The 16,769-nt window shown below is 45.4% G+C and carries 21 protein-coding genes; 11 read left to right on the top strand and 10 right to left on the bottom strand.

All coding sequences use genetic code 11. The features are described 5' to 3' along the window. Window positions 1-471 (bottom strand): dTMP kinase (gene tmk / locus B7Y67_RS04805; RefSeq protein WP_293597625.1); only part of this gene is annotated, 471 nt, incomplete at its 3' end. A gap of 11 nt (window positions 472-482) precedes the next feature. Then, on the bottom strand, window positions 483-1,553 hold the full coding sequence (mltG, locus tag B7Y67_RS04800) for an endolytic transglycosylase MltG (RefSeq protein ID WP_293597624.1): 1,071 nt from the start codon (window positions 1,551-1,553) through the stop codon (window positions 483-485). A 19-nt stretch (window positions 1,554-1,572) separates the two neighbouring features. Here mltG and B7Y67_RS04795 point away from each other — a divergent pair, with 19 nt between their 5' ends. Both B7Y67_RS04795 and B7Y67_RS04790 read left to right on the top strand, forming a co-directional pair. Continuing rightward, window positions 1,573-2,580 carry a folate-binding protein gene (locus B7Y67_RS04795; RefSeq protein ID WP_293597623.1) on the top strand — a complete coding sequence of 336 codons (1,008 nt, stop codon included), beginning with the start codon at window positions 1,573-1,575 and terminating at the stop codon, window positions 2,578-2,580. 25 nt (window positions 2,581-2,605) lie between these two features. Continuing rightward, window positions 2,606-3,463 (top strand): NRDE family protein, encoded by an 858-nt coding sequence (locus B7Y67_RS04790; RefSeq protein ID WP_293597622.1) that lies wholly within the window; start codon window positions 2,606-2,608, stop codon window positions 3,461-3,463. Window positions 3,464-3,482: 19 nt separating this feature from the next. Here B7Y67_RS04790 and B7Y67_RS04785 read toward each other — a convergent pair whose 3' ends face one another. After that, on the bottom strand, window positions 3,483-3,968 hold the full coding sequence (locus B7Y67_RS04785; protein WP_293597621.1) for a PaaI family thioesterase: 486 nt from the start codon (window positions 3,966-3,968) through the stop codon (window positions 3,483-3,485). 54 nt (window positions 3,969-4,022) lie between these two features. Here B7Y67_RS04785 and B7Y67_RS04780 point away from each other — a divergent pair, with 54 nt between their 5' ends. From B7Y67_RS04780 to B7Y67_RS04745, 8 genes are all read left to right on the top strand, one after another. Further along, on the top strand, window positions 4,023-5,489 hold the full coding sequence (locus B7Y67_RS04780; protein ID WP_293597620.1) for a YdiU family protein: 1,467 nt from the start codon (window positions 4,023-4,025) through the stop codon (window positions 5,487-5,489). Window positions 5,490-5,508: 19 nt separating this feature from the next. Continuing rightward, window positions 5,509-5,922 (top strand): peptide-methionine (R)-S-oxide reductase MsrB, encoded by a 414-nt coding sequence (msrB, locus tag B7Y67_RS04775; RefSeq protein WP_293597619.1) that lies wholly within the window; start codon window positions 5,509-5,511, stop codon window positions 5,920-5,922. A gap of 26 nt (window positions 5,923-5,948) precedes the next feature. Further along, window positions 5,949-6,497: a septation protein A gene (locus B7Y67_RS04770; protein WP_293597618.1), complete on the top strand. Its 549-nt coding sequence runs from the start codon at window positions 5,949-5,951 to the stop codon at window positions 6,495-6,497. Next, the gene (locus B7Y67_RS04765; RefSeq protein ID WP_293597617.1) at window positions 6,494-6,778 is read left to right on the top strand and encodes a BolA family transcriptional regulator; all 285 of its coding nucleotides are present in this window, start codon (window positions 6,494-6,496) and stop codon (window positions 6,776-6,778) included. The genes B7Y67_RS04770 and B7Y67_RS04765 overlap by 4 nt, the downstream gene beginning before the upstream one ends. A 51-nt stretch (window positions 6,779-6,829) precedes the next feature. After that, window positions 6,830-7,624: a peptidylprolyl isomerase gene (locus tag B7Y67_RS04760; protein WP_293597616.1), complete on the top strand. Its 795-nt coding sequence runs from the start codon at window positions 6,830-6,832 to the stop codon at window positions 7,622-7,624. A 91-nt stretch (window positions 7,625-7,715) separates the two neighbouring features. Continuing rightward, a complete protein-coding gene (gloA, locus tag B7Y67_RS04755) occupies window positions 7,716-8,102 on the top strand; it encodes a lactoylglutathione lyase (RefSeq protein WP_293597615.1) in 387 nt (128 codons plus the stop codon). Window positions 8,103-8,118: 16 nt separating this feature from the next. Continuing rightward, window positions 8,119-9,291, top strand: a complete 1,173-nt coding sequence (locus B7Y67_RS04750; RefSeq protein ID WP_293597614.1) for a GNAT family N-acetyltransferase — start codon at window positions 8,119-8,121, stop codon at window positions 9,289-9,291. Next, window positions 9,288-9,542: a DUF1289 domain-containing protein gene (locus tag B7Y67_RS04745; protein ID WP_293597613.1), complete on the top strand. Its 255-nt coding sequence runs from the start codon at window positions 9,288-9,290 to the stop codon at window positions 9,540-9,542. Before B7Y67_RS04750 ends, B7Y67_RS04745 begins: the two co-directional genes overlap by 4 nt. Here the strand turns inward: B7Y67_RS04745 and B7Y67_RS04740 are convergent. Further along, window positions 9,539-11,146, bottom strand: a complete 1,608-nt coding sequence (locus B7Y67_RS04740) for an ABC-F family ATPase (RefSeq protein WP_293597612.1) — start codon at window positions 11,144-11,146, stop codon at window positions 9,539-9,541. The genes B7Y67_RS04745 and B7Y67_RS04740 overlap by 4 nt on opposite strands. Before the next feature lie 101 nt (window positions 11,147-11,247). After that, on the bottom strand, window positions 11,248-11,958 hold the full coding sequence (locus B7Y67_RS04735; protein WP_293597611.1) for a queuosine precursor transporter: 711 nt from the start codon (window positions 11,956-11,958) through the stop codon (window positions 11,248-11,250). A gap of 96 nt (window positions 11,959-12,054) precedes the next feature. Between B7Y67_RS04735 and B7Y67_RS04730 the strand changes: the two genes are divergently transcribed. Continuing rightward, window positions 12,055-13,233: an acyl-CoA dehydrogenase gene (locus tag B7Y67_RS04730; RefSeq protein WP_215374147.1), complete on the top strand. Its 1,179-nt coding sequence runs from the start codon at window positions 12,055-12,057 to the stop codon at window positions 13,231-13,233. On the opposite strand, the gene mnmH is transcribed toward B7Y67_RS04730, so the two are convergent. The 5 genes from mnmH to B7Y67_RS04705 are packed head-to-tail and all read right to left on the bottom strand — an operon-like array spanning window position 13,230 to window position 16,751. Then, complete coding sequence (gene mnmH, locus B7Y67_RS04725) at window positions 13,230-14,303, bottom strand: tRNA 2-selenouridine(34) synthase MnmH (RefSeq protein ID WP_293597610.1); 1,074 nt, start codon at window positions 14,301-14,303, stop codon at window positions 13,230-13,232. The genes B7Y67_RS04730 and mnmH overlap by 4 nt on opposite strands. A gap of 25 nt (window positions 14,304-14,328) precedes the next feature. Beyond that, a complete protein-coding gene (locus B7Y67_RS04720; protein WP_293597609.1) occupies window positions 14,329-14,673 on the bottom strand; it encodes a TIGR01244 family sulfur transferase in 345 nt (114 codons plus the stop codon). A gap of 55 nt (window positions 14,674-14,728) precedes the next feature. Beyond that, window positions 14,729-15,166: a YeeE/YedE family protein gene (locus tag B7Y67_RS04715; RefSeq protein WP_293597608.1), complete on the bottom strand. Its 438-nt coding sequence runs from the start codon at window positions 15,164-15,166 to the stop codon at window positions 14,729-14,731. Between the two features lie 3 nt (window positions 15,167-15,169). Next, on the bottom strand, window positions 15,170-15,607 hold the full coding sequence (locus B7Y67_RS04710; RefSeq protein ID WP_293597607.1) for a YeeE/YedE thiosulfate transporter family protein: 438 nt from the start codon (window positions 15,605-15,607) through the stop codon (window positions 15,170-15,172). Window positions 15,608-15,629: 22 nt separating this feature from the next. Beyond that, complete coding sequence (locus B7Y67_RS04705; RefSeq protein WP_293597606.1) at window positions 15,630-16,751, bottom strand: YeeE/YedE family protein; 1,122 nt, start codon at window positions 16,749-16,751, stop codon at window positions 15,630-15,632. Between the last annotated feature and the right edge of the window lie 18 nt (window positions 16,752-16,769).

Here is a 16,769-nt window from a genome sequence, read left to right as displayed (position 1 = left end):
CACCTTCGATCTTCTAGCTTCTGCAATTGAGCCAGGTAAATCAAATAGAAACGTCAGATTGGGCTGAAGTAATGAACCATCAGGGCGGCCCTGAACCCATTGCTCAAGATCATTTAACTTCTCTAAACTTAAGCCGCGACCACCACCCTGGTATGCAAAGCTGGCATCCGTAAAGCGATCGGAGATGACAATTTTTCCAGCTTTTAATGCCGGCTCTATAACTTGTGCGATATGTTCGCGACGAGCAGCAAACATGAGCAATGCCTCTGTTTCTAAATTCATGGGGGCATCTAGCAATAAAGTGCGGAGTTGCTCACCTAATGGAGTGCCACCAGGCTCACGAGTCATGACAACTTCGCGATCAGGGTAGCGCTGTTTAATCAAGCTACCAAAAGAATCAATGTGCGTACTTTTGCCGGCACCATCAATACCCTCAAAACTAATGAAGTAACCTGGAAATTGAGCTGTCATATCGGTTGCCGTTAATTGGATTTAGAAGGAGCAGTACGTTTTCGTTGAAATTGATCAACGGCACTTTCATGCTCTTTAAGGGTTTTGGAGAAATGGCTACTGCCATCACCACGTGCCACAAAAAAAATCGCATCACTTTTTGCGGGATGAATCACCGCCTGAAGCGACTCTTTGCTCGTCATGGCTATTGGTGTTGGCGGTAAACCTTTGTGCATATAAGTATTGTAGGGACTGTCCTTGCGTAAATCTGTTTTTCGAAGATTGCCATCAAATTTAGGGCCAATGCCATAAATTACGGTTGGATCAGTTTGCAATGGCATATTTAAATCCAGGCGGTTTATAAAGACCGCTGCAACAAGGGATCTATCACAGGAGCGCCCCGTCTCTTTCTCCACTATCGAGCTCAAAATAAGTAGCTCGTAAGGCGTCTTGACGGGTGATTTTAAATCCCTTAGCTCCCAGGCAGTCGATAGCTGTTTTTGCATTGCCTGAGAAGCCCTTCGATAAATTGATATATCAGAGTCATCTGGATCAAATATGTAGGTATCCGGATAAAAAAGACCCTCATCACCTGGATAAGAAAGGCCGATGGCCTGCAAGAGCTCCTTAGAGCTCATGCCTCTAGTTTGATGAATTAGCGCTGGGTGCTTGTCTATTAGGGCTCTCAGCTGCCATATTGTCATGCCAGGGATGATGGCTAGACTCTCCCTAACTCGATCACCACGTGCAACTTGTAGCAAGATATTTCCCAGGCTGGCGCGAGGGGCAAATAAATAGGTGCCCGGTTTTATTTTGGAGCCTACAAACAAGGCCCTTGATGCAATCTGAACGGTCGCAATATTTGCTGATATGCCCTGATCTGATAATTGTTTCGAAATTGCAGATAAACCTGATTGAGGCGCGATCTTGACCTTGTATGAGGCTCCCTCAGGGAAATTCGATGTAGACGGAACTACGGGCCACAAAAATATTGCCCCATATACAAGGGCAATAAGGACAAGTACGCAAAAAACATAGGGTTTCCAAGCGCCGCCATTTGAATGCTTTATAAAAAGAGTTCTTCTCTGAAATTTTCTGCTCATCAGGCTATGATAAAAGCTCATGACCCGAAGCCCAGAAAATATCCCAATGCACACGACTAGCTTGAACTATGGATCCACCCCTCTGATTGATTGGGGCTTGATCCTTGTTGAAGGACCTGATGCCGCCACTTTGCTCCAAAGTCAATTGAGTAACTCCGTAGTTAGCCTGAGGCGCACAGCCTTGGGCAGCATTGCACAAGGATTGGATTCTGTTCGTTTAGTTGGCTACTGCAGCCCCAAGGGACGACTTTTGGCTAGTGCTTGGCTGGGTTTATTCCCAGAGTCTGCAGATTCAGATGACCGTTTTGCATTATTTATTTCTAAAGACATAGCGGCGAGCACAGCCAAACGATTATCGATGTACGTGCTGCGCTCCAAAGTCAAAGTGGTAGATGCATCAAGCGACTGGGAGGTTTTTGGATCCTACCAACACGTTCAGAGAAGTGAATCTATAGCCACGCCAAATGATTCCATCGCATTGCAAATCCCAGATGTCTTGGCTAAAGATCAATCCTTTAAACGAGTGCTTTTTGCCAAAAGGAAAACGGAATCCACCACTTCATCAGCTCATCAGATCTCAATAAGTCAGTGGAATTCCTTAGAGGTATTGAGTGCAATTCCACGTATTGTGTTGGCAACCCAAGAGCAGTTTGTTCCCCAAATGGTTAACTTTGAATCTGTTGCGGGCGTGGATTTTAAGAAGGGCTGTTACCCAGGCCAGGAAATTGTTGCTCGGAGTCAATATCGCGGGGCAGTAAAGCGTAGATTGCAACTCTCGCACGCTAGCTCGAGCACATCATTGCTAGAACTTGCAAAACCGGGCGTGGAATTATTTCAAGATAGTGATGCCAGTCAACCATGCGGCATGGTGGTTCTTGCTGCAGCTAACCCAGAAAATTCAGATCGGATTGATTTTCAGCTGGAGTGCAAGTTAGACGCTCTTGAGGCCGGAGAAATTCATTTGGGTAACTCTGATGGCCCTGTGTTAAAAATAGATCAACTACCTTATCCTTTATTAGAAATTTAAACACCAGCGATTAATTCATTATGTTATGTGCCTAATTCTCTTCGCCTGGAAATCTCACCCAGACTACCCCTTGGTGGTCGCGGCGAATCGAGATGAGTTTTACGAACGCGACACTGATCCTATGGGCTGGTGGTCAGAGCACCCTCACCTATTGGCTGGCAAGGATCGGGCGGATGTTTTAGGTAGCCCGGGAACATGGCTGGGCTTTACAAAGACCGGTCGCTTTGCTGCCCTCACCAATGTCAGATCGCCTAGCGAAAAAAATCCCGGCGCAAGAACCCGTGGCGAACTCAGTCTTCGCTACCTGACCGGTCATCACAAACCACATGCGTACATACAAGAGAATTCCAAGCGTTTCGAGCAATACAACGGCTTTAATTTATTGATGGCAGATCTGAGTGATCCAGCAAATGCCGAAATGCATTGGGTCAGCAATCGCCTCATGATGGGTCAAAATATCCGCCCAAGAAAAGTATTTCCTGAGCAGTCCCTCAGCCCTGGGGTCTATGGCCTATCCAATGCCATGCTCGATACCCCATGGCCTAAAGTGAATCACCGGGTTGCGGCGTTCGCCCAAAGATTAGCCATGGATAGTGGTCAACTTAAAAATGCGGATCACTATTTACGCGTATTGGCCGATACGCATGAAGCCAGCCCACAGGAGTTGCCTAGCACTGGTGTCAACCCAGATTGGGAGAAGGCACTATCAGCTGCATTCATCAAGACCCCTTCTTACGGGACACGCTCGAGTACTATTTTGCGTGTTCGCAAAGATGGTCAATTCGAGATGGTTGAGAGACGGTTTGATGCAAACGGCACCGTAGGCCACGACGTTGTTACTGGAGAGCTCAGCGCCGCCCCAGGATCAAACCTCTCCGTCTAACTGCTCAACAAACACTGCACTATTTTTTCTGGCGCGAGTCCTCATTAATGACTCGTTCACCATTTGCATTTTTAGTTGCCAAGCGTTTTAGAAACTGAAAAGTTCCTGTTGACATACAGCAGATTTCACCTTGATCGTTGTAGAGCTTAGCCTCACAAAAGGCCATCGTAGCTGTGCGCCGTACAGTATCTGCTTTAACCCGCAAGATGCCATTAGCAGCCTGCATAAAATTATTCTTCATTTCTACAGTCACCACACTGCGATCACCAGGATCACTAGAGCGAGCAGCAACTGCCATGGCTACATCCATGAGGGTGAGCAATACGCCGCCATGGGCTACGTCCCAAGTATTGGTGTGCTCAGGTTTAAGAGCTAAAAGTATTTCGCCCTTACCCATTTCAGCGCTAATAAGACGCACGCCAAGTAGTTTTAAAAAGGGGACATTCAGCTCTTCGCCCAGGTTGGCAAGCTGAGTTGCCGCATTCAGTTGTACTTTATTTGTCATAGGGTCATTTTAGAGGCTTCTGCGACGCTTGTGAATTGCCCATAGAATACAAATATGCCGTTTACCCTTCGTGGCGATGATGTGTGCCAAGCAACCCCACCTACCCCGCTACCCCATCCTTATTGGGTTGCATTTTCACCCTCTGTCGCCAAGCTGATTGGCCTAGAGCTTGGGGATGATGACGTGCCAAAAGATCCTGATTGGTTAGAGGTTTTGGCAGGAAATCAACTAAATGTGGGAGCGCTGACTTTTTCAAACCCAATTTCAACGGCTTACAGCGGACATCAATTTGGCTTATGGGCAGGGCAATTGGGTGATGGTCGCGCCATTTTGCTAGGCGATATCAATGAGCTAGAACTGCAATTAAAAGGCGCTGGCAGAACACATTACTCCAGAATGGGAGATGGACGAGCCGTCCTGCGATCTTCAATTCGTGAGTTTTTATGTAGCGAAGCAATGCATGCTCTTGGCATCCCCACCAGTCGCGCTCTTGCACTGGTTGGATCAAAGCAGGCTGTTCGCAGAGAAACTATGGAAACTGCAGCGGTATGTTCTCGTGTCGCACCAAGTTTTATTCGCATCGGACACTTTGAGCACTTTGCATCACTTCAGAATATTGTTCGCTTGCAAGAGTTGGCAGATCTCCTGATTACTAAATTCTATCCAGGGTGCGAATCCAAAAAAGATCCCTACCTCAACCTATTTAAGCAAATAAGTGTGCGCAATGCGAAATTGGTTGCTTCTTGGCAAGCTGTGGGTTTTTGTCATGGAGTTTTGAATAGTGACAACATCAGCGCCTTGGGCCTAACTATTGACTATGGTCCTTTCGGATTTTTAGATCACTTTGAAATTGATCACATATGCAATCACAGTGATCATGGGGGGCGATATGCATATCACCGACAGCCCCAGATCATGCATTGGAATATGGCCTGTCTTGCCAGCGCAATGCTTCCCCTATTGGAACTAGAGCATTCTGCAGAAGAATCTCAAGACCTTTTACGCTCCGCTCTGGAAGAATTTCCCCGTATCTATGCGAAAGAATGGCAACGGGCATTTCGACTAAAACTAGGGTTGCAATCAGAGCAAGATGGTGACATTCAACTAATTGAACGACTTCTACAGGCGATGCACGACTCAAAAGTTGATTTCACGAATTTATTCCGCGGTCTTGCTAATATCAAAAAAGATTCCGCACCATTAGCGCTTCCGCAAAGAAATGAATTTGTCGATCGCGAAAATATTGATCAATGGTTTACCGACTACATCAATAGACTGCAATCCGAGGCTTTAACCGATAATTCCAGAAAAAATCTGATGGATCGAGTCAATCCTAAGTACATTCTTAGAAATCATCTGGCCCAAATTGCTATCGATAAAGCACAACAAGATGATTTCTCTGAAGTGGATACCTTATTCAAGATTCTAAGTAAGCCATTCGATGAGCAGCTAGCATTTGATGACTACTCAAAACCACCACCACTCGATATGCAGCGGGTTGCAGTTAGCTGCTCCTCATAATCCAAAACCCTTTAAAGCCATGACCAAGAAAACAGATCAAGAATATAAAAATGCACTAAGCGATATCCAGTATCGCGTTACGCGTGAGGCGGCAACAGAAAGGCCATTTTCTGGGGAGTTTTGGGATCACTGGGCGCATGGTCAATATCGCTGCATTTGCTGTGATAAACCTCTCTTTGCATCATCCACCAAATTTGATGCTGGTTGCGGATGGCCAAGTTACAACGCGCCTGAAGATAATGGTGCAATCACTGAAATTCGGGATGTATCTCATGGCATGATTCGCACTGAAGTGCGCTGCACTCAATGCGATGCCCATTTGGGGCACGTATTTGAAGATGGCCCTCAGCCAACCGGTCTACGTTACTGTATTAACTCGGCATCCTTGAAATTTGAACCATCCGAGAATTCTACCCCTGGTAAAGCCGAGTAATTCTTAAATAGCTGGATAATCACTGTATGAAATTTTTATTCGACCTCTTCCCTATCATCCTCTTTTTTATTGCCTTTAAATTTGGTGATATCTACACTGCAACCATCGTGGCGATGGTTGCCACAATTGGACAAATTCTCTGGGTTTACTATCGCCATCGCAAAATTGATGCGATGCAGTGGGTCAGCCTAGTCATGATTCTGGTTTTCGGTAGCTTGACCATATTTCTACACGACAAGACCTTTATTCAACTCAAACCAACCGCCCTCTATTGGCTATTTGCAGGCGCGCTATTGATTAGCGCTCAGTTTTTTCAAAAGAACTGGATTCAGGTATTGATGGGCAAACAGATTACGTTGAAAGAACATAGCTCCAAATCCGTTTGGCATCAAGTGAATATGGCCTGGGCATGCTTCTTCTTCTTGATGGGTGCGCTCAATCTGTACATTGCTTTTGAGTTCTCCGAGGAGACTTGGGTTAACTTCAAGCTATTTGGTAGTACTGGATTATTGGTTGTGTTTGTCATTCTTCAAGGAATCTGGCTAAGCCGCCATATGGAGCACCCTGCAGAATGAGCATCAACCAGCAGAGAATTACACTCTTTGAAGCAGATTTGAGATCAGCTTTTCAAGTCGCGAAATTAAATATCGAGGATGAAAGCCATTTGCATGCAGGTCATGCGGGTGCCGCTTCTGGTGGCGGACATTTCAAAGTCACGATCGTGGCCCCAGAATTTGAGGGAATGAATAAGGTGGCTCGGCATAGAGCCATCTACGCAGCCTTAAATAAGCACTTTCCAGAAGCCATTCACGCCCTCACTATTCTGGCATTCACCCCTAGTGAAAGCACTAATTAAGCCCAGATTGATTTAAGATTCTACTTTACCTCTACTTATATTCACTAGCCCATGTTGAACACACGCCAAATTTTGACCATTAGCGCTTTTAGTCTTGTATTTCTCTCATCGGCAGCTCATGCGCAAAATGCTGCCATTGTGAATGGCAAACCTATTCCAAAAGCGCAGTTGGATAAATTGATTCAAAAATCAAACCAACCGGATAGCCCTCAAGTTCGCGATCAAGGCAGGGAAATGTTGGTGACTCGCGAGCTCATTCTGCAAGAAGCCAATAATCGCGGTATCACCCAAAAAGAATCTGTTCGAGAGCAGTTAGAACAATCTAAGATGGGCGTGTTGATTGCGGCCGTGCTTGAAGATTTCGTCGAAAGAGAAGGTGTAACTGAGGCTGAGCTAAAAGCTGCTTACGAGCAAGTTAAAGGGCAGTACACCGGTAAGGAATATCACGTTGAACATATCCTCGTGGAAAAAGAGGCTGATGCTAAAGCCATTACTGCACAAATTAAGGCCGGCGGTAACTTCGAGCAGATTGCCAAGGAAAAGTCTAAAGATCCTGGTTCTGCACCCAATGGCGGCGATCTTGGCTGGGTCAGCGATAAATCACTTGTTCCAGAATTCTCAAAAGCCATGGTGCAACTTAAAAAAGGTCAGGTCACAGATAAGCCGGTAAAAACTCAGTACGGTTGGCATGTCATCAAATTAGACGATGTGCGTGATGTTAAGGCGCCTAGCATGGATGAAATTAAGGATCAATTAAAGCAGATGATCACTGCCGATCAGAATTGGCAAAAAGCAAAATTCTCCGAGTTAATGCAAAAGCTTCGAGCCAAGGCCAAGATCCAATAAGCTCAGATCCGCTTAGATTCAAAAACCCAGACTAATCCCCTGGGTTTTTTCTTGCCCAACATGAAACTACTTTTACCTTTATATTTAAATAATGATGATCCTACACACCATGCTCAGAGTCGGCAATATGACTCGCTCGATTGATTTCTATACCAAAGTTTTAGGAATGAACTTGCTTCGCACTAGTGAACGTCCGGAGCAAAAATACTCACTCGCATTTGTAGGCTTTGGAACAGGAAATGCAGATGGGCAATCTGAGATTGAGCTCACCTATAACCATGGTGTTGATAACTATGACCTAGGTAGCGCTTACGGACACATCGCCATTGGCGTTCCTGACGCTTATGCCGCCTGTGAAAAAATTAAGTCTGCCGGTGGAAATATTACGCGCGAAGCCGGTCCGGTGATGGGCGGCGATACTGTAATTGCCTTTGTTACAGATCCAGATGGTTACAAAATTGAATTAATTCAACATTAAATTCTCCATAATCTAGTTGAAGCAAGGCGCCACCCAACTTCGAGTCATTGAAAGCCTTTCAGGGATTGATGAAGGCAATTGGAGCAATCTCCTTGCACCTAATGCAGGACCTTTTTTACAGTATGCATTTCTTAATGCACTAGAAAAAACTGGTTGCGTTGGTGGCAATACAGGCTGGCAGGTAGCTCATTTACTTGTTGAAGATTCTGAATCTACTCTGCTTGGAGCAATGCCGCTCTACCTCAAGCGGCACTCCTATGGCGAGTTTGTATTTGATTGGGCATGGGCACAGGCATATGAACAAAATAATATGCCTTATTACCCAAAGGCTTTATCTGCCATCCCTTTTACCCCGGTTCGCGGGCCTAGATTGCTGGTATCGCCAAAGGCTGATAGGGATGCTGTAATGGAAATCTTGGTCTCAGGCTTGAAAACACTGGTAAGCCAAAATGACCTTTCCTCCGCCCACGTGCTCTTTCCAGAAAATGATGAATTAGAGCAATTCAAGAAACAAGGTTTCATGATGCGTGATTCTGTCCAATTTCATTGGCATAACGCGGGATATACAGACTTTGAGGAATTTCTCTCTGCGTTGACGATGAAGCGTCGTAAGAATATTCGGCGAGAACGTGCTGCTGTTGCTAAGCATCCCATTAGCTATCGCCATGTTCCTGGATCAATCGCCACAAAAGAGGACTGGGCTTTCTTTTATCGCTGTTATGAAAACACCTACATAGAGCACCGCTCGTCCCCCTATTTAACAGAAGAATGCGTTCAATTACTGGGTAGTAGCATGCCTGAAAATTTTCATCTGATTATTGCCACTATCGATGAGAGGCAGATTGCCTCATCCTTGCTCGTAGTTGATCAAGCCAATTCAAAAGCGTATGGTCGGTACTGGGGTGCCATAGAACATATCCCCTGTCTTCATTTTGAGTTAGCTTATTACCAGTCCATTGAGTATTGCATTAAGGAAGGTATCGAGATATTTGAAGGGGGTGCTCAGGGTGAGCACAAGATGGCAAGGGGGTTTTTGCCAACCACAATCCAATCAGTACATTGGATAGAGGATCCTGGCTTTTCTAATGCGGTAAAGCGCTTCTTAGGGCGAGAGCATGAAGGTATGGCAGCCTATGTTGATGAGCTCGAACAACACATTCCCCTGAAATCGTCTAAAGTACTGCCATGACTTCAACGTATAACCCATTAGAACAAGCTGGAGCCAATTCTTTAGCCGTTGGTGATGACGCCTCAGATTCTCCTTGCATTGGAGTTTGTACCACCTTATACGATGAAATCTGTCAGGGCTGTGGTCGCACTCTAGGCGAAGTCAGCAATTGGGTGTTTTTTAGTCAGGAAGAAAAAGATTTGGTCTGGAAACGCATCCGCGCCGATGGCACTGCAATGCGATTCCAGCGTCAAGCTAAAGAAAATACTTAGCCAGCTAAAGCTTGGCTACGTAAATACTCTTCGTAGGTTCCTGAGTAATCTACTACAGTGCCGTCCATCTTCACTTCTAAGATGCGGTTAGCTAGAGCAGATACAAATTCACGGTCATGAGAAACAAAGATTAAAGTGCCATCAAACTTCTCAAGTGCAATTTGTAAACTCTCAATGGATTCCATATCCATGTGGTTGGTTGGCTCGTCCATTGCAAGGACATTGTATTTTTGAAGCATCAATTTGCCCCAAATCATTCTGCCCTTCTCACCACCAGACAGCACTTTGACAGACTTACCAATATCATCGCCAGAGAATAGCAGTCGACCTAATGTGCCACGAATCACCTGATCATCGTCGCCTGTATTACGCCAGTAATTCATCCAATCCATGAGTAATTCGTCTTTTGCGAACATCTCGGTATTGTCTTGAGGCATCACGCCCACATTGGCGTTTTCCGCCCACTTCACATCACCACTATCAGCAGGAATTCCTTCAAAGCGTTTGCTCAAAAGAGTTTTCAATAACGTTGTCTTGCCCGCGCCGTTTTGTCCGATGATGGCGATCTTTTCCCCAGCACGAATACCAATCTTGAAATTCTTAAAAATTGGACGGTCGTAAGCCTTGGTCAGCGCATTGCACTCAACCGCCATGTTGTGAAGTTTTTTCTCGGTATCAAAACGAATAAATGGGTTTTGACGTGAGGAAGGTTTCACTTCAACAATCTCAATTTTCTCTAACTGTTTCTGACGTGAAGTAGCCTGACGTGCCTTCGATGCATTGGCTGAGAATCGAGCCACGAAAGCCGCCAATTCAGCAATTTTTTCTTTGGCTTTAACGTTATTACTGAGTTGTTGTGATCTTGCCTGAACAGATGCCAGCATGTAGGAGTCATAATTTCCTGGATACACCTTGAGCGTTCCATAGTCCATATCTGCCATATGGGTGCACACTTCATTCAGGAAGTGGCGATCATGGGAAATGATGACAATCGTGCTCTTAATTTGGTTCAGAATATCTTCAAGCCAATGGATGGAGTGAATATCCAAGTTATTGGTTGGCTCATCCAACAACAATACATCTGGGTCAGAGAACAATGCTTGTGCCAGCAATACACGCAACTTCCAACCGGGGGCCACACTACTCATTAATCCATTGTGTTGCTCAATTGGAATACCGATACCCAGTAACAACTCTCCTGCCTTTGCCTCTGCAGTATAGCCGCCGTACTCTGCATACTTACCCTCAAGCTCAGCAGCCTTCATGTAATCTTCATCAGTAGCATCTGGGTTGGCGTAAATGGCATCACGTTCGGCCGCAGCCTTCCACATCTCCTCGTGACCCATCATCACCACATCAAGAACACGTACATCTTCAAACGCGAACTGGTCCTGGCGTAATTTACCCAAACGAATACCTGGGTCTAAGCTGACATTGCCGCTAGTAGGCTCTAACTCCCCACCTAAAATTTTCATGAAGGTGGATTTACCGCAACCGTTGGCACCAATCAGGCCATAGCGATTACCGCCACCAAACTTAACGGAGATGTTTTCAAACAGGGGTTTTGCCCCAAACTGCATAGTGATATTAGATGCGGACAGCACGGATGTGTTTTTACTTTCTGATAGGTCAATTCGAGGGTGCGGATGCAGGTTATGCATCAAAGACCGTTATTTTAACGGCTAGCGCTCAAAAAAGTCGTAAATTAGACTTTAAGCTTAAATGGCGTGAAATTGGTATGCACGTCGTAATGATCCTGGTTTTCTTTGCGCTTCAGGAAGCCCACCACCCAGTAGGTTAATGGGGTAGCCAGAACCTCCCAGGCGGTCTTCAGGATGTATTGAGACGCTGCAACAGCCAGAACCTCATTTAGAGGCCAAAGGCCGTAAAAAGCTAGCATATAAAACAAGGAGGAATCCACTAACTCCCCGCTAGCCGTAGATCCTATCGTGCGCATCCAGAGGTAACGGCCCCGGGTCAAGATCTTCATTTTGGCCAAAGTATAGCTATTTACAAAACTACCGCACCAAAAGGCTGTCATAGAGGCAAGAGCAACGCGCCACGAATTACCAAATACCGTCTCCATACCCTGCTGATAATTGGCCATATAGGATCCAGGCGCTACTGGCAAAGCAATAACTAGTTGAGCCATGATTGCGGCAAAGGCGAGCGCAGCAAAACCAGCCCATACAGCCCGCCGGTCATAAGCGTAACCATAGACCTCGGTTAGTATGTCGCCGAAAAAATAGGCGATCGGAAAAAAGAGGATTCCGGCACCAAAAGTCACGCTACCCAAATAAGGCAAATCTAAAGTCGCGGCCTTACCGGCGCCAATAAAGTTAGAGCATAGCAGAACGACGACAAAAGCCGTCAATATCAGATCATAGTAGCGGTGGTGGCGTCTAGGAGGGTCCATCAATCAAGAAAAAAATGGATAATACAAAGAGAATATCTGTATTCCCAGAATTTCACAGAGTGCATATTAAAAACCTAGATAGGACGACTAAGAACCATGAGTAAAGCTAGTTTTAATTGGGCAGACCCCCTACTTCTCGACACACAGTTGACTGAAGAAGAGCGCATGGTGCGTGATGCTGCCGCTGAATATGCGCAGGGCCGTTTAATGCCACGCATTCATGATGCTTATCGTAATGAAACCACAGATCCAGCCATCTTTCGCGAGATGGGTGAGTTAGGTCTTTTGGGCATCACGATTCCCGAGGAATACGGTGGCGCAAACTTGAATTACGTTTCTTACGGATTAATTGCTCGCGAAATTGAACGTGTTGACTCTGGCTATCGCTCCATGATGAGCGTTCAGTCCTCCTTGGTCATGGTGCCTATCAATGAATTTGGTAGCGAAGCACAAAAGCAAAAATACTTACCTAAGTTAGCTACTGGAGAATGGATTGGTTGCTTTGGATTAACAGAGCCGAACTTTGGCTCGGATGCTGGTGGCATGATCACTAGAGCTAAAAAGGTTCCTGGTGGCTTCTCCTTAACCGGCTCCAAGATGTGGATCTCCAACTCCCCGATTGCTGATGTATTCGTTGTTTGGGCAAAGAATGATGAAGGTCTGATTAGAGGCTTTATTCTAGAGAAAGGCATGAAGGGTCTATCGGCTCCAAAAATCACTGGAAAAATGGGTTTACGCGCCTCCATTACAGGTGAAATCGTAATGGATGATGTCTTTGTCCCGGCTGAAAATGAATTCCCTGAAATTACAGGCCTTAAGGGTCCATTCACTTGCTTGAATTCAGCGCGTTACGGTATTGCCTGGGGTACGCTTGGTGCTGCTGAGTGGTGCTGGTATGCGGCCCGTCAATACACCATGGATCGCAAGCAATTTGATCGCCCTCTTGCAGCCAATCAGTTAATTCAGAAAAAGCTGGCTGATATGCAAACAGAAATTACCTTAGCACTGCAAGGCTGCTTACGCTTAGGTCGCATGAAAGATGAAGGTATTGCAGCTCCGGAAATTACCTCCATGATGAAACGTAACTCTTGCGGTAAATCCTTGGATGTGGCCCGTTTGGCCAGAGACATGCATGGTGGAAACGGTATCTCAGATGAGTATGGCGTGGTACGTCATATGCTCAATTTAGAAGTCGTTAATACCTATGAAGGTACGCATGATATTCACGCCCTCATCTTGGGTCGCGCACAGACTGGAATCCAGGCCTTTAGTTAAAGGCTAACCTTGGTGATGAGGTCTTTGGCTGTTTTTGCAAAGGCTTCATCACTATCACTTTCTAGTTGCACAAAATGATCTTCGCGATAACTTGGAAAATTGCGAACGATTGAAGATTGGTACGATGGGTCGTAGTGCATCACCAGTAATTCCTCTACCAAGTTAGCAAAGTCACCAGCGTCAATAGACTGATGCCACTTTTCAATTTGTACTTTGCCATAACGCGAGGTCAACAGGCTAAGCTTTTCTTTAAAGCTTTCAGGGCTTGTTAAGAAATGTTCATATTCACGCAACAACCAAGAGACGCGTGTATTGGCGCTAGAGCGAAGTTCAATACATTTACTATCTCGGATGCGCTCCATCAATGAATCGGGGATATGCACCCCCCCAACCTTTTTGCTCTCAGACTCTACAAAAACTAACTTAGATGGGTCAAGTGAATTCAATGCATTCCAAAGATTGGTCTCAAAGCCTTTTTGAGAAGGCTGCTCAATATTGGGCTCATTGCCAAGTACCGATCCACGATGAATAGCCAAACCCTCAAGATCCAGAATTTGTTCACCCAAAGCACTAATCTCCCGAAGAATTCGAGTCTTGCCGCTTCCAGTCATGCCGGCAATCACTTGGAAAGAAAAATCTTTCGAAGCCCGATCTAAGCCATCAATCACAACGCGCCGAAAGCCTTGATAGCCACTTTGCAACTGCATAGCTTTCCAGCCAATGCGGTTAAGAATGTGAGTAAAGGCGCCGCTACGCTCGCCACCACGCCAGCAGTAAATTAAAGGGCGCCATTCTCTTGGAAAATCAAACAGAGACTTTTCTAGATGATTGGCAATATTTCTAGAGACATAGGCAGCGCCTAACTTCTTCGCAGCAAAAGGTGACACCTGTTTGTAAAGAGTACCGATTTCGATACGTTCTTCATTATTCAGTACTGGCAGATTGATGGCACCGGGAATGTGATCTAAGGCAAACTCAGCAGGAGATCTGACATCAATAATGGTATCGAAATCAACCAAGGATGAGGCCAGTTTTTCAATGCCAAAAATATATGGGTTACTGGGTTGCAAACAATTTCCTAATGTAGCTAAAAGATCAGCGAACCTGTAAGGCCATTTGATACAAATTAGTTGAGCGTGCGCCTGAACGGCAGAAGGCCAATATCGGACCTGGCATTGTCTTTAGCAAACGAGCCATTTCAACAACCTGTTCTGGTGTAAATGCACCCGGAATCACTGGTAAAAAAGCATAGTTCAAGCCAAGCGCTTCTGCTTGAGTCTGAATTTGTGCATTCGTAGGTTGATCTGGACCACCCTCAAAATCTGGGCGATTATTGATTACGCTTTTGTAGCCTTGTTTAACAATCTCAGCTAAGTGGCTAGGGTTGATTTGACCCAGCGTACCGAATTGAGCGGAATGGCAAGAAATAGGAAGGCTCATTAAAACCTCAAAAATGGAGTGTGAATTTAAAAAAGGGAATAACGTAGATTTTAAATCACGCCGACTTTTTGTGGTCCGTAAAGAAACGATTGCACAGCGCCATGCCGGCAAGCATGGCCAATATAAAGACCAGGGCCTTCAGGTGCCCAGCTCCCAGGGCGACTATTGCAGGGCCTGGGCAGAAACCAGCGATACCCCACCCCGCCCCGAAAATAAGACTGCCGATCACGAGCGGCTTAGAAATATCTCTTCTAGTCGGAATATGGAGGGCACCGCCGAAAAAAGCTTCCGTCCGTTTAGAGACTAGATAAAAGCCGCCCAAACCCACAAGAATTGCTCCGCCCATCACAAATATTAACGATGGATCCCAGTAGCCAGTGATGTCAAGGAAATTAAGAATCTTTTGCGGGTTGCTCATGCCTGAAATAATTAGACCCAGTCCAAACAAGACTCCAATGAGATATTGACTATAGAAGTTGAAATGTTTTCTCATTATTTATAGACCTAACACATGGCGAATAACGAATACTGTCAAAAAACCAGTACTCATAAAAGATATAGTGGCAACTAAAGATCTTGGGGATAAGCGAGATAGGCCACAGACGCCATGGCCACTAGTACATCCAGAACCATAGTTCGCACCAAAGCCCACCAGTAGACCAGCAATGATGATGGCGATCCAGTCGGCGTCAATTACGGATGTGGTGTGAAGACCGAAGAACACACCTCCCCAAAATGGCGCGCTCACTAAACCCAAAACAAGGCTTAAGCGCCAATGAATGTCACCCTCTTTAGGCGAAAGCAATCCGGACACAATTCCACTAATGCCAAGAATACGGCCATGCAAAATCACATACAAAGCGGCTGCAACACCCAATAAGATTCCACCAAAAAAAGCGGGGCCCGGAGAAAAAGCCAACCAATCTATCTGCATTATGTTCAATCCAATTTAATAATTAACTGCATGGATTAGGCGCATTGCGTGTTTCTAAATATCGCAGAGCTAGGTATGCACCAAAGATAAATCCCGGCAAAGCAAGCAGTGAGCCTATTGCTAAGGTAGAGATACCACTCAAACCCTGACCTACAGTGCAACCTAGCGCTGTTACACCGCCGAATCCCATCAAAGTGGCGCCAACCAAGTGATTTGCCATATCTTCAGTATTGCGAAAGCTCTCCCAACGGAAGGACTTGGTAACAAGCGATACGCAGGCTGATCCAGAAATCATTCCTGCAACGGCAGCAATACCAACGGTAATAATTTTTGAGGTGTCGCTATACAGCATTAACCAATCTAATGAGAATGCATAGGGCGCTACAAACGATAGACTCTCCATACGACCAGAGTTGGTGACCAAGAAAACCTCTTCTAATGTATTGGGATCCTCAGCAACATAACCTAAATTTCCGGAGACAAACCATACTGCACAGATAGACAAGCCCACAAAAATTCCGGCAAACAAATTTTCTGCGGTCCAAAACGTCTTATTCGCTAGTGCATATGCAATGAAAGCAAATCCAATAATCAAGCCAAGAGCAAGATGGAGATTATTTCTAGCAACTCCAGTAATAGGACTCAGGATGCTTGGTAAATCTTGGGGGGTATTCAGTGCTATGAAAATTGAGTCCAAGGTGTTAATACGAATAACGCCGAGGAAGCCCTTCATAGTCATATAAGCGGTAAGACCAAGAACAATGAACACAATGATGGACTTGAGATTACCGCCACCAATCCGCACCAAAGTTTTACTTCCGCAGCCTGATGCAAGCACCATCCCAAAGCCAAACAAGGTACTACCTACAATAGCAGAAAGCCATAAAAATTTACTACCGGTATACATGCTCTTGAGCGGATCTATAAGACCAAAATAAGACATCAAGGCAAACCCAACAACAGCTACGCCGATAGCAAGAAACCACTGCTTTAAACGGCCCCAGCTAGACATAATGAAAATATCTGAAACAGCACCCATGCTGCAAAAACCCGTTTTTTGCATTACAGCGCCGAGTAAAAAAGTAATCGCGAAGCTAGCCCACAAAACTGACTTACTAAGATTGCTAATAGCTACTGCATCCATATTGAAAATTCTTTAATT

This window comes from Polynucleobacter sp. 35-46-11 (assembly GCF_002281105.1).
Note: the sequence above shows the minus strand (reverse complement) of the source record. Positions and strands in the feature narration are given on the sequence as shown.

What these genes read in the sequence shown, in the direction of transcription:
- mltG (WP_293597624.1), bottom strand. Translation starts at nt 1,553, where the DNA reads ATGAGCAGAAAATTTCAGAGAAGAACTCTTTTTATAAAGCATTCAAAT.
- B7Y67_RS04795 (WP_293597623.1), top strand. Translation starts at nt 1,573, where the DNA reads ATGACCCGAAGCCCAGAAAATATCCCAATGCACACGACTAGCTTGAAC.
- B7Y67_RS04785 (WP_293597621.1), bottom strand. Translation starts at nt 3,968, where the DNA reads ATGACAAATAAAGTACAACTGAATGCGGCAACTCAGCTTGCCAACCTG.
- B7Y67_RS04760 (WP_293597616.1), top strand. Translation starts at nt 6,830, where the DNA reads ATGTTGAACACACGCCAAATTTTGACCATTAGCGCTTTTAGTCTTGTA.
- B7Y67_RS04790 (WP_293597622.1), top strand. Translation starts at nt 2,606, where the DNA reads ATGTGCCTAATTCTCTTCGCCTGGAAATCTCACCCAGACTACCCCTTG.
- B7Y67_RS04705 (WP_293597606.1), bottom strand. Translation starts at nt 16,751, where the DNA reads ATGGATGCAGTAGCTATTAGCAATCTTAGTAAGTCAGTTTTGTGGGCT.
- B7Y67_RS04770 (WP_293597618.1), top strand. Translation starts at nt 5,949, where the DNA reads ATGAAATTTTTATTCGACCTCTTCCCTATCATCCTCTTTTTTATTGCC.
- B7Y67_RS04735 (WP_293597611.1), bottom strand. Translation starts at nt 11,958, where the DNA reads ATGGACCCTCCTAGACGCCACCACCGCTACTATGATCTGATATTGACG.
- gloA (WP_293597615.1), top strand. Translation starts at nt 7,716, where the DNA reads ATGATGATCCTACACACCATGCTCAGAGTCGGCAATATGACTCGCTCG.
- B7Y67_RS04745 (WP_293597613.1), top strand. Translation starts at nt 9,288, where the DNA reads ATGACTTCAACGTATAACCCATTAGAACAAGCTGGAGCCAATTCTTTA.
- B7Y67_RS04765 (WP_293597617.1), top strand. Translation starts at nt 6,494, where the DNA reads ATGAGCATCAACCAGCAGAGAATTACACTCTTTGAAGCAGATTTGAGA.
- msrB (WP_293597619.1), top strand. Translation starts at nt 5,509, where the DNA reads ATGACCAAGAAAACAGATCAAGAATATAAAAATGCACTAAGCGATATC.
- B7Y67_RS04780 (WP_293597620.1), top strand. Translation starts at nt 4,023, where the DNA reads ATGCCGTTTACCCTTCGTGGCGATGATGTGTGCCAAGCAACCCCACCT.
- B7Y67_RS04715 (WP_293597608.1), bottom strand. Translation starts at nt 15,166, where the DNA reads ATGAGAAAACATTTCAACTTCTATAGTCAATATCTCATTGGAGTCTTG.
- B7Y67_RS04710 (WP_293597607.1), bottom strand. Translation starts at nt 15,607, where the DNA reads ATGCAGATAGATTGGTTGGCTTTTTCTCCGGGCCCCGCTTTTTTTGGT.
- B7Y67_RS04720 (WP_293597609.1), bottom strand. Translation starts at nt 14,673, where the DNA reads ATGAGCCTTCCTATTTCTTGCCATTCCGCTCAATTCGGTACGCTGGGT.
- B7Y67_RS04730 (WP_215374147.1), top strand. Translation starts at nt 12,055, where the DNA reads ATGAGTAAAGCTAGTTTTAATTGGGCAGACCCCCTACTTCTCGACACA.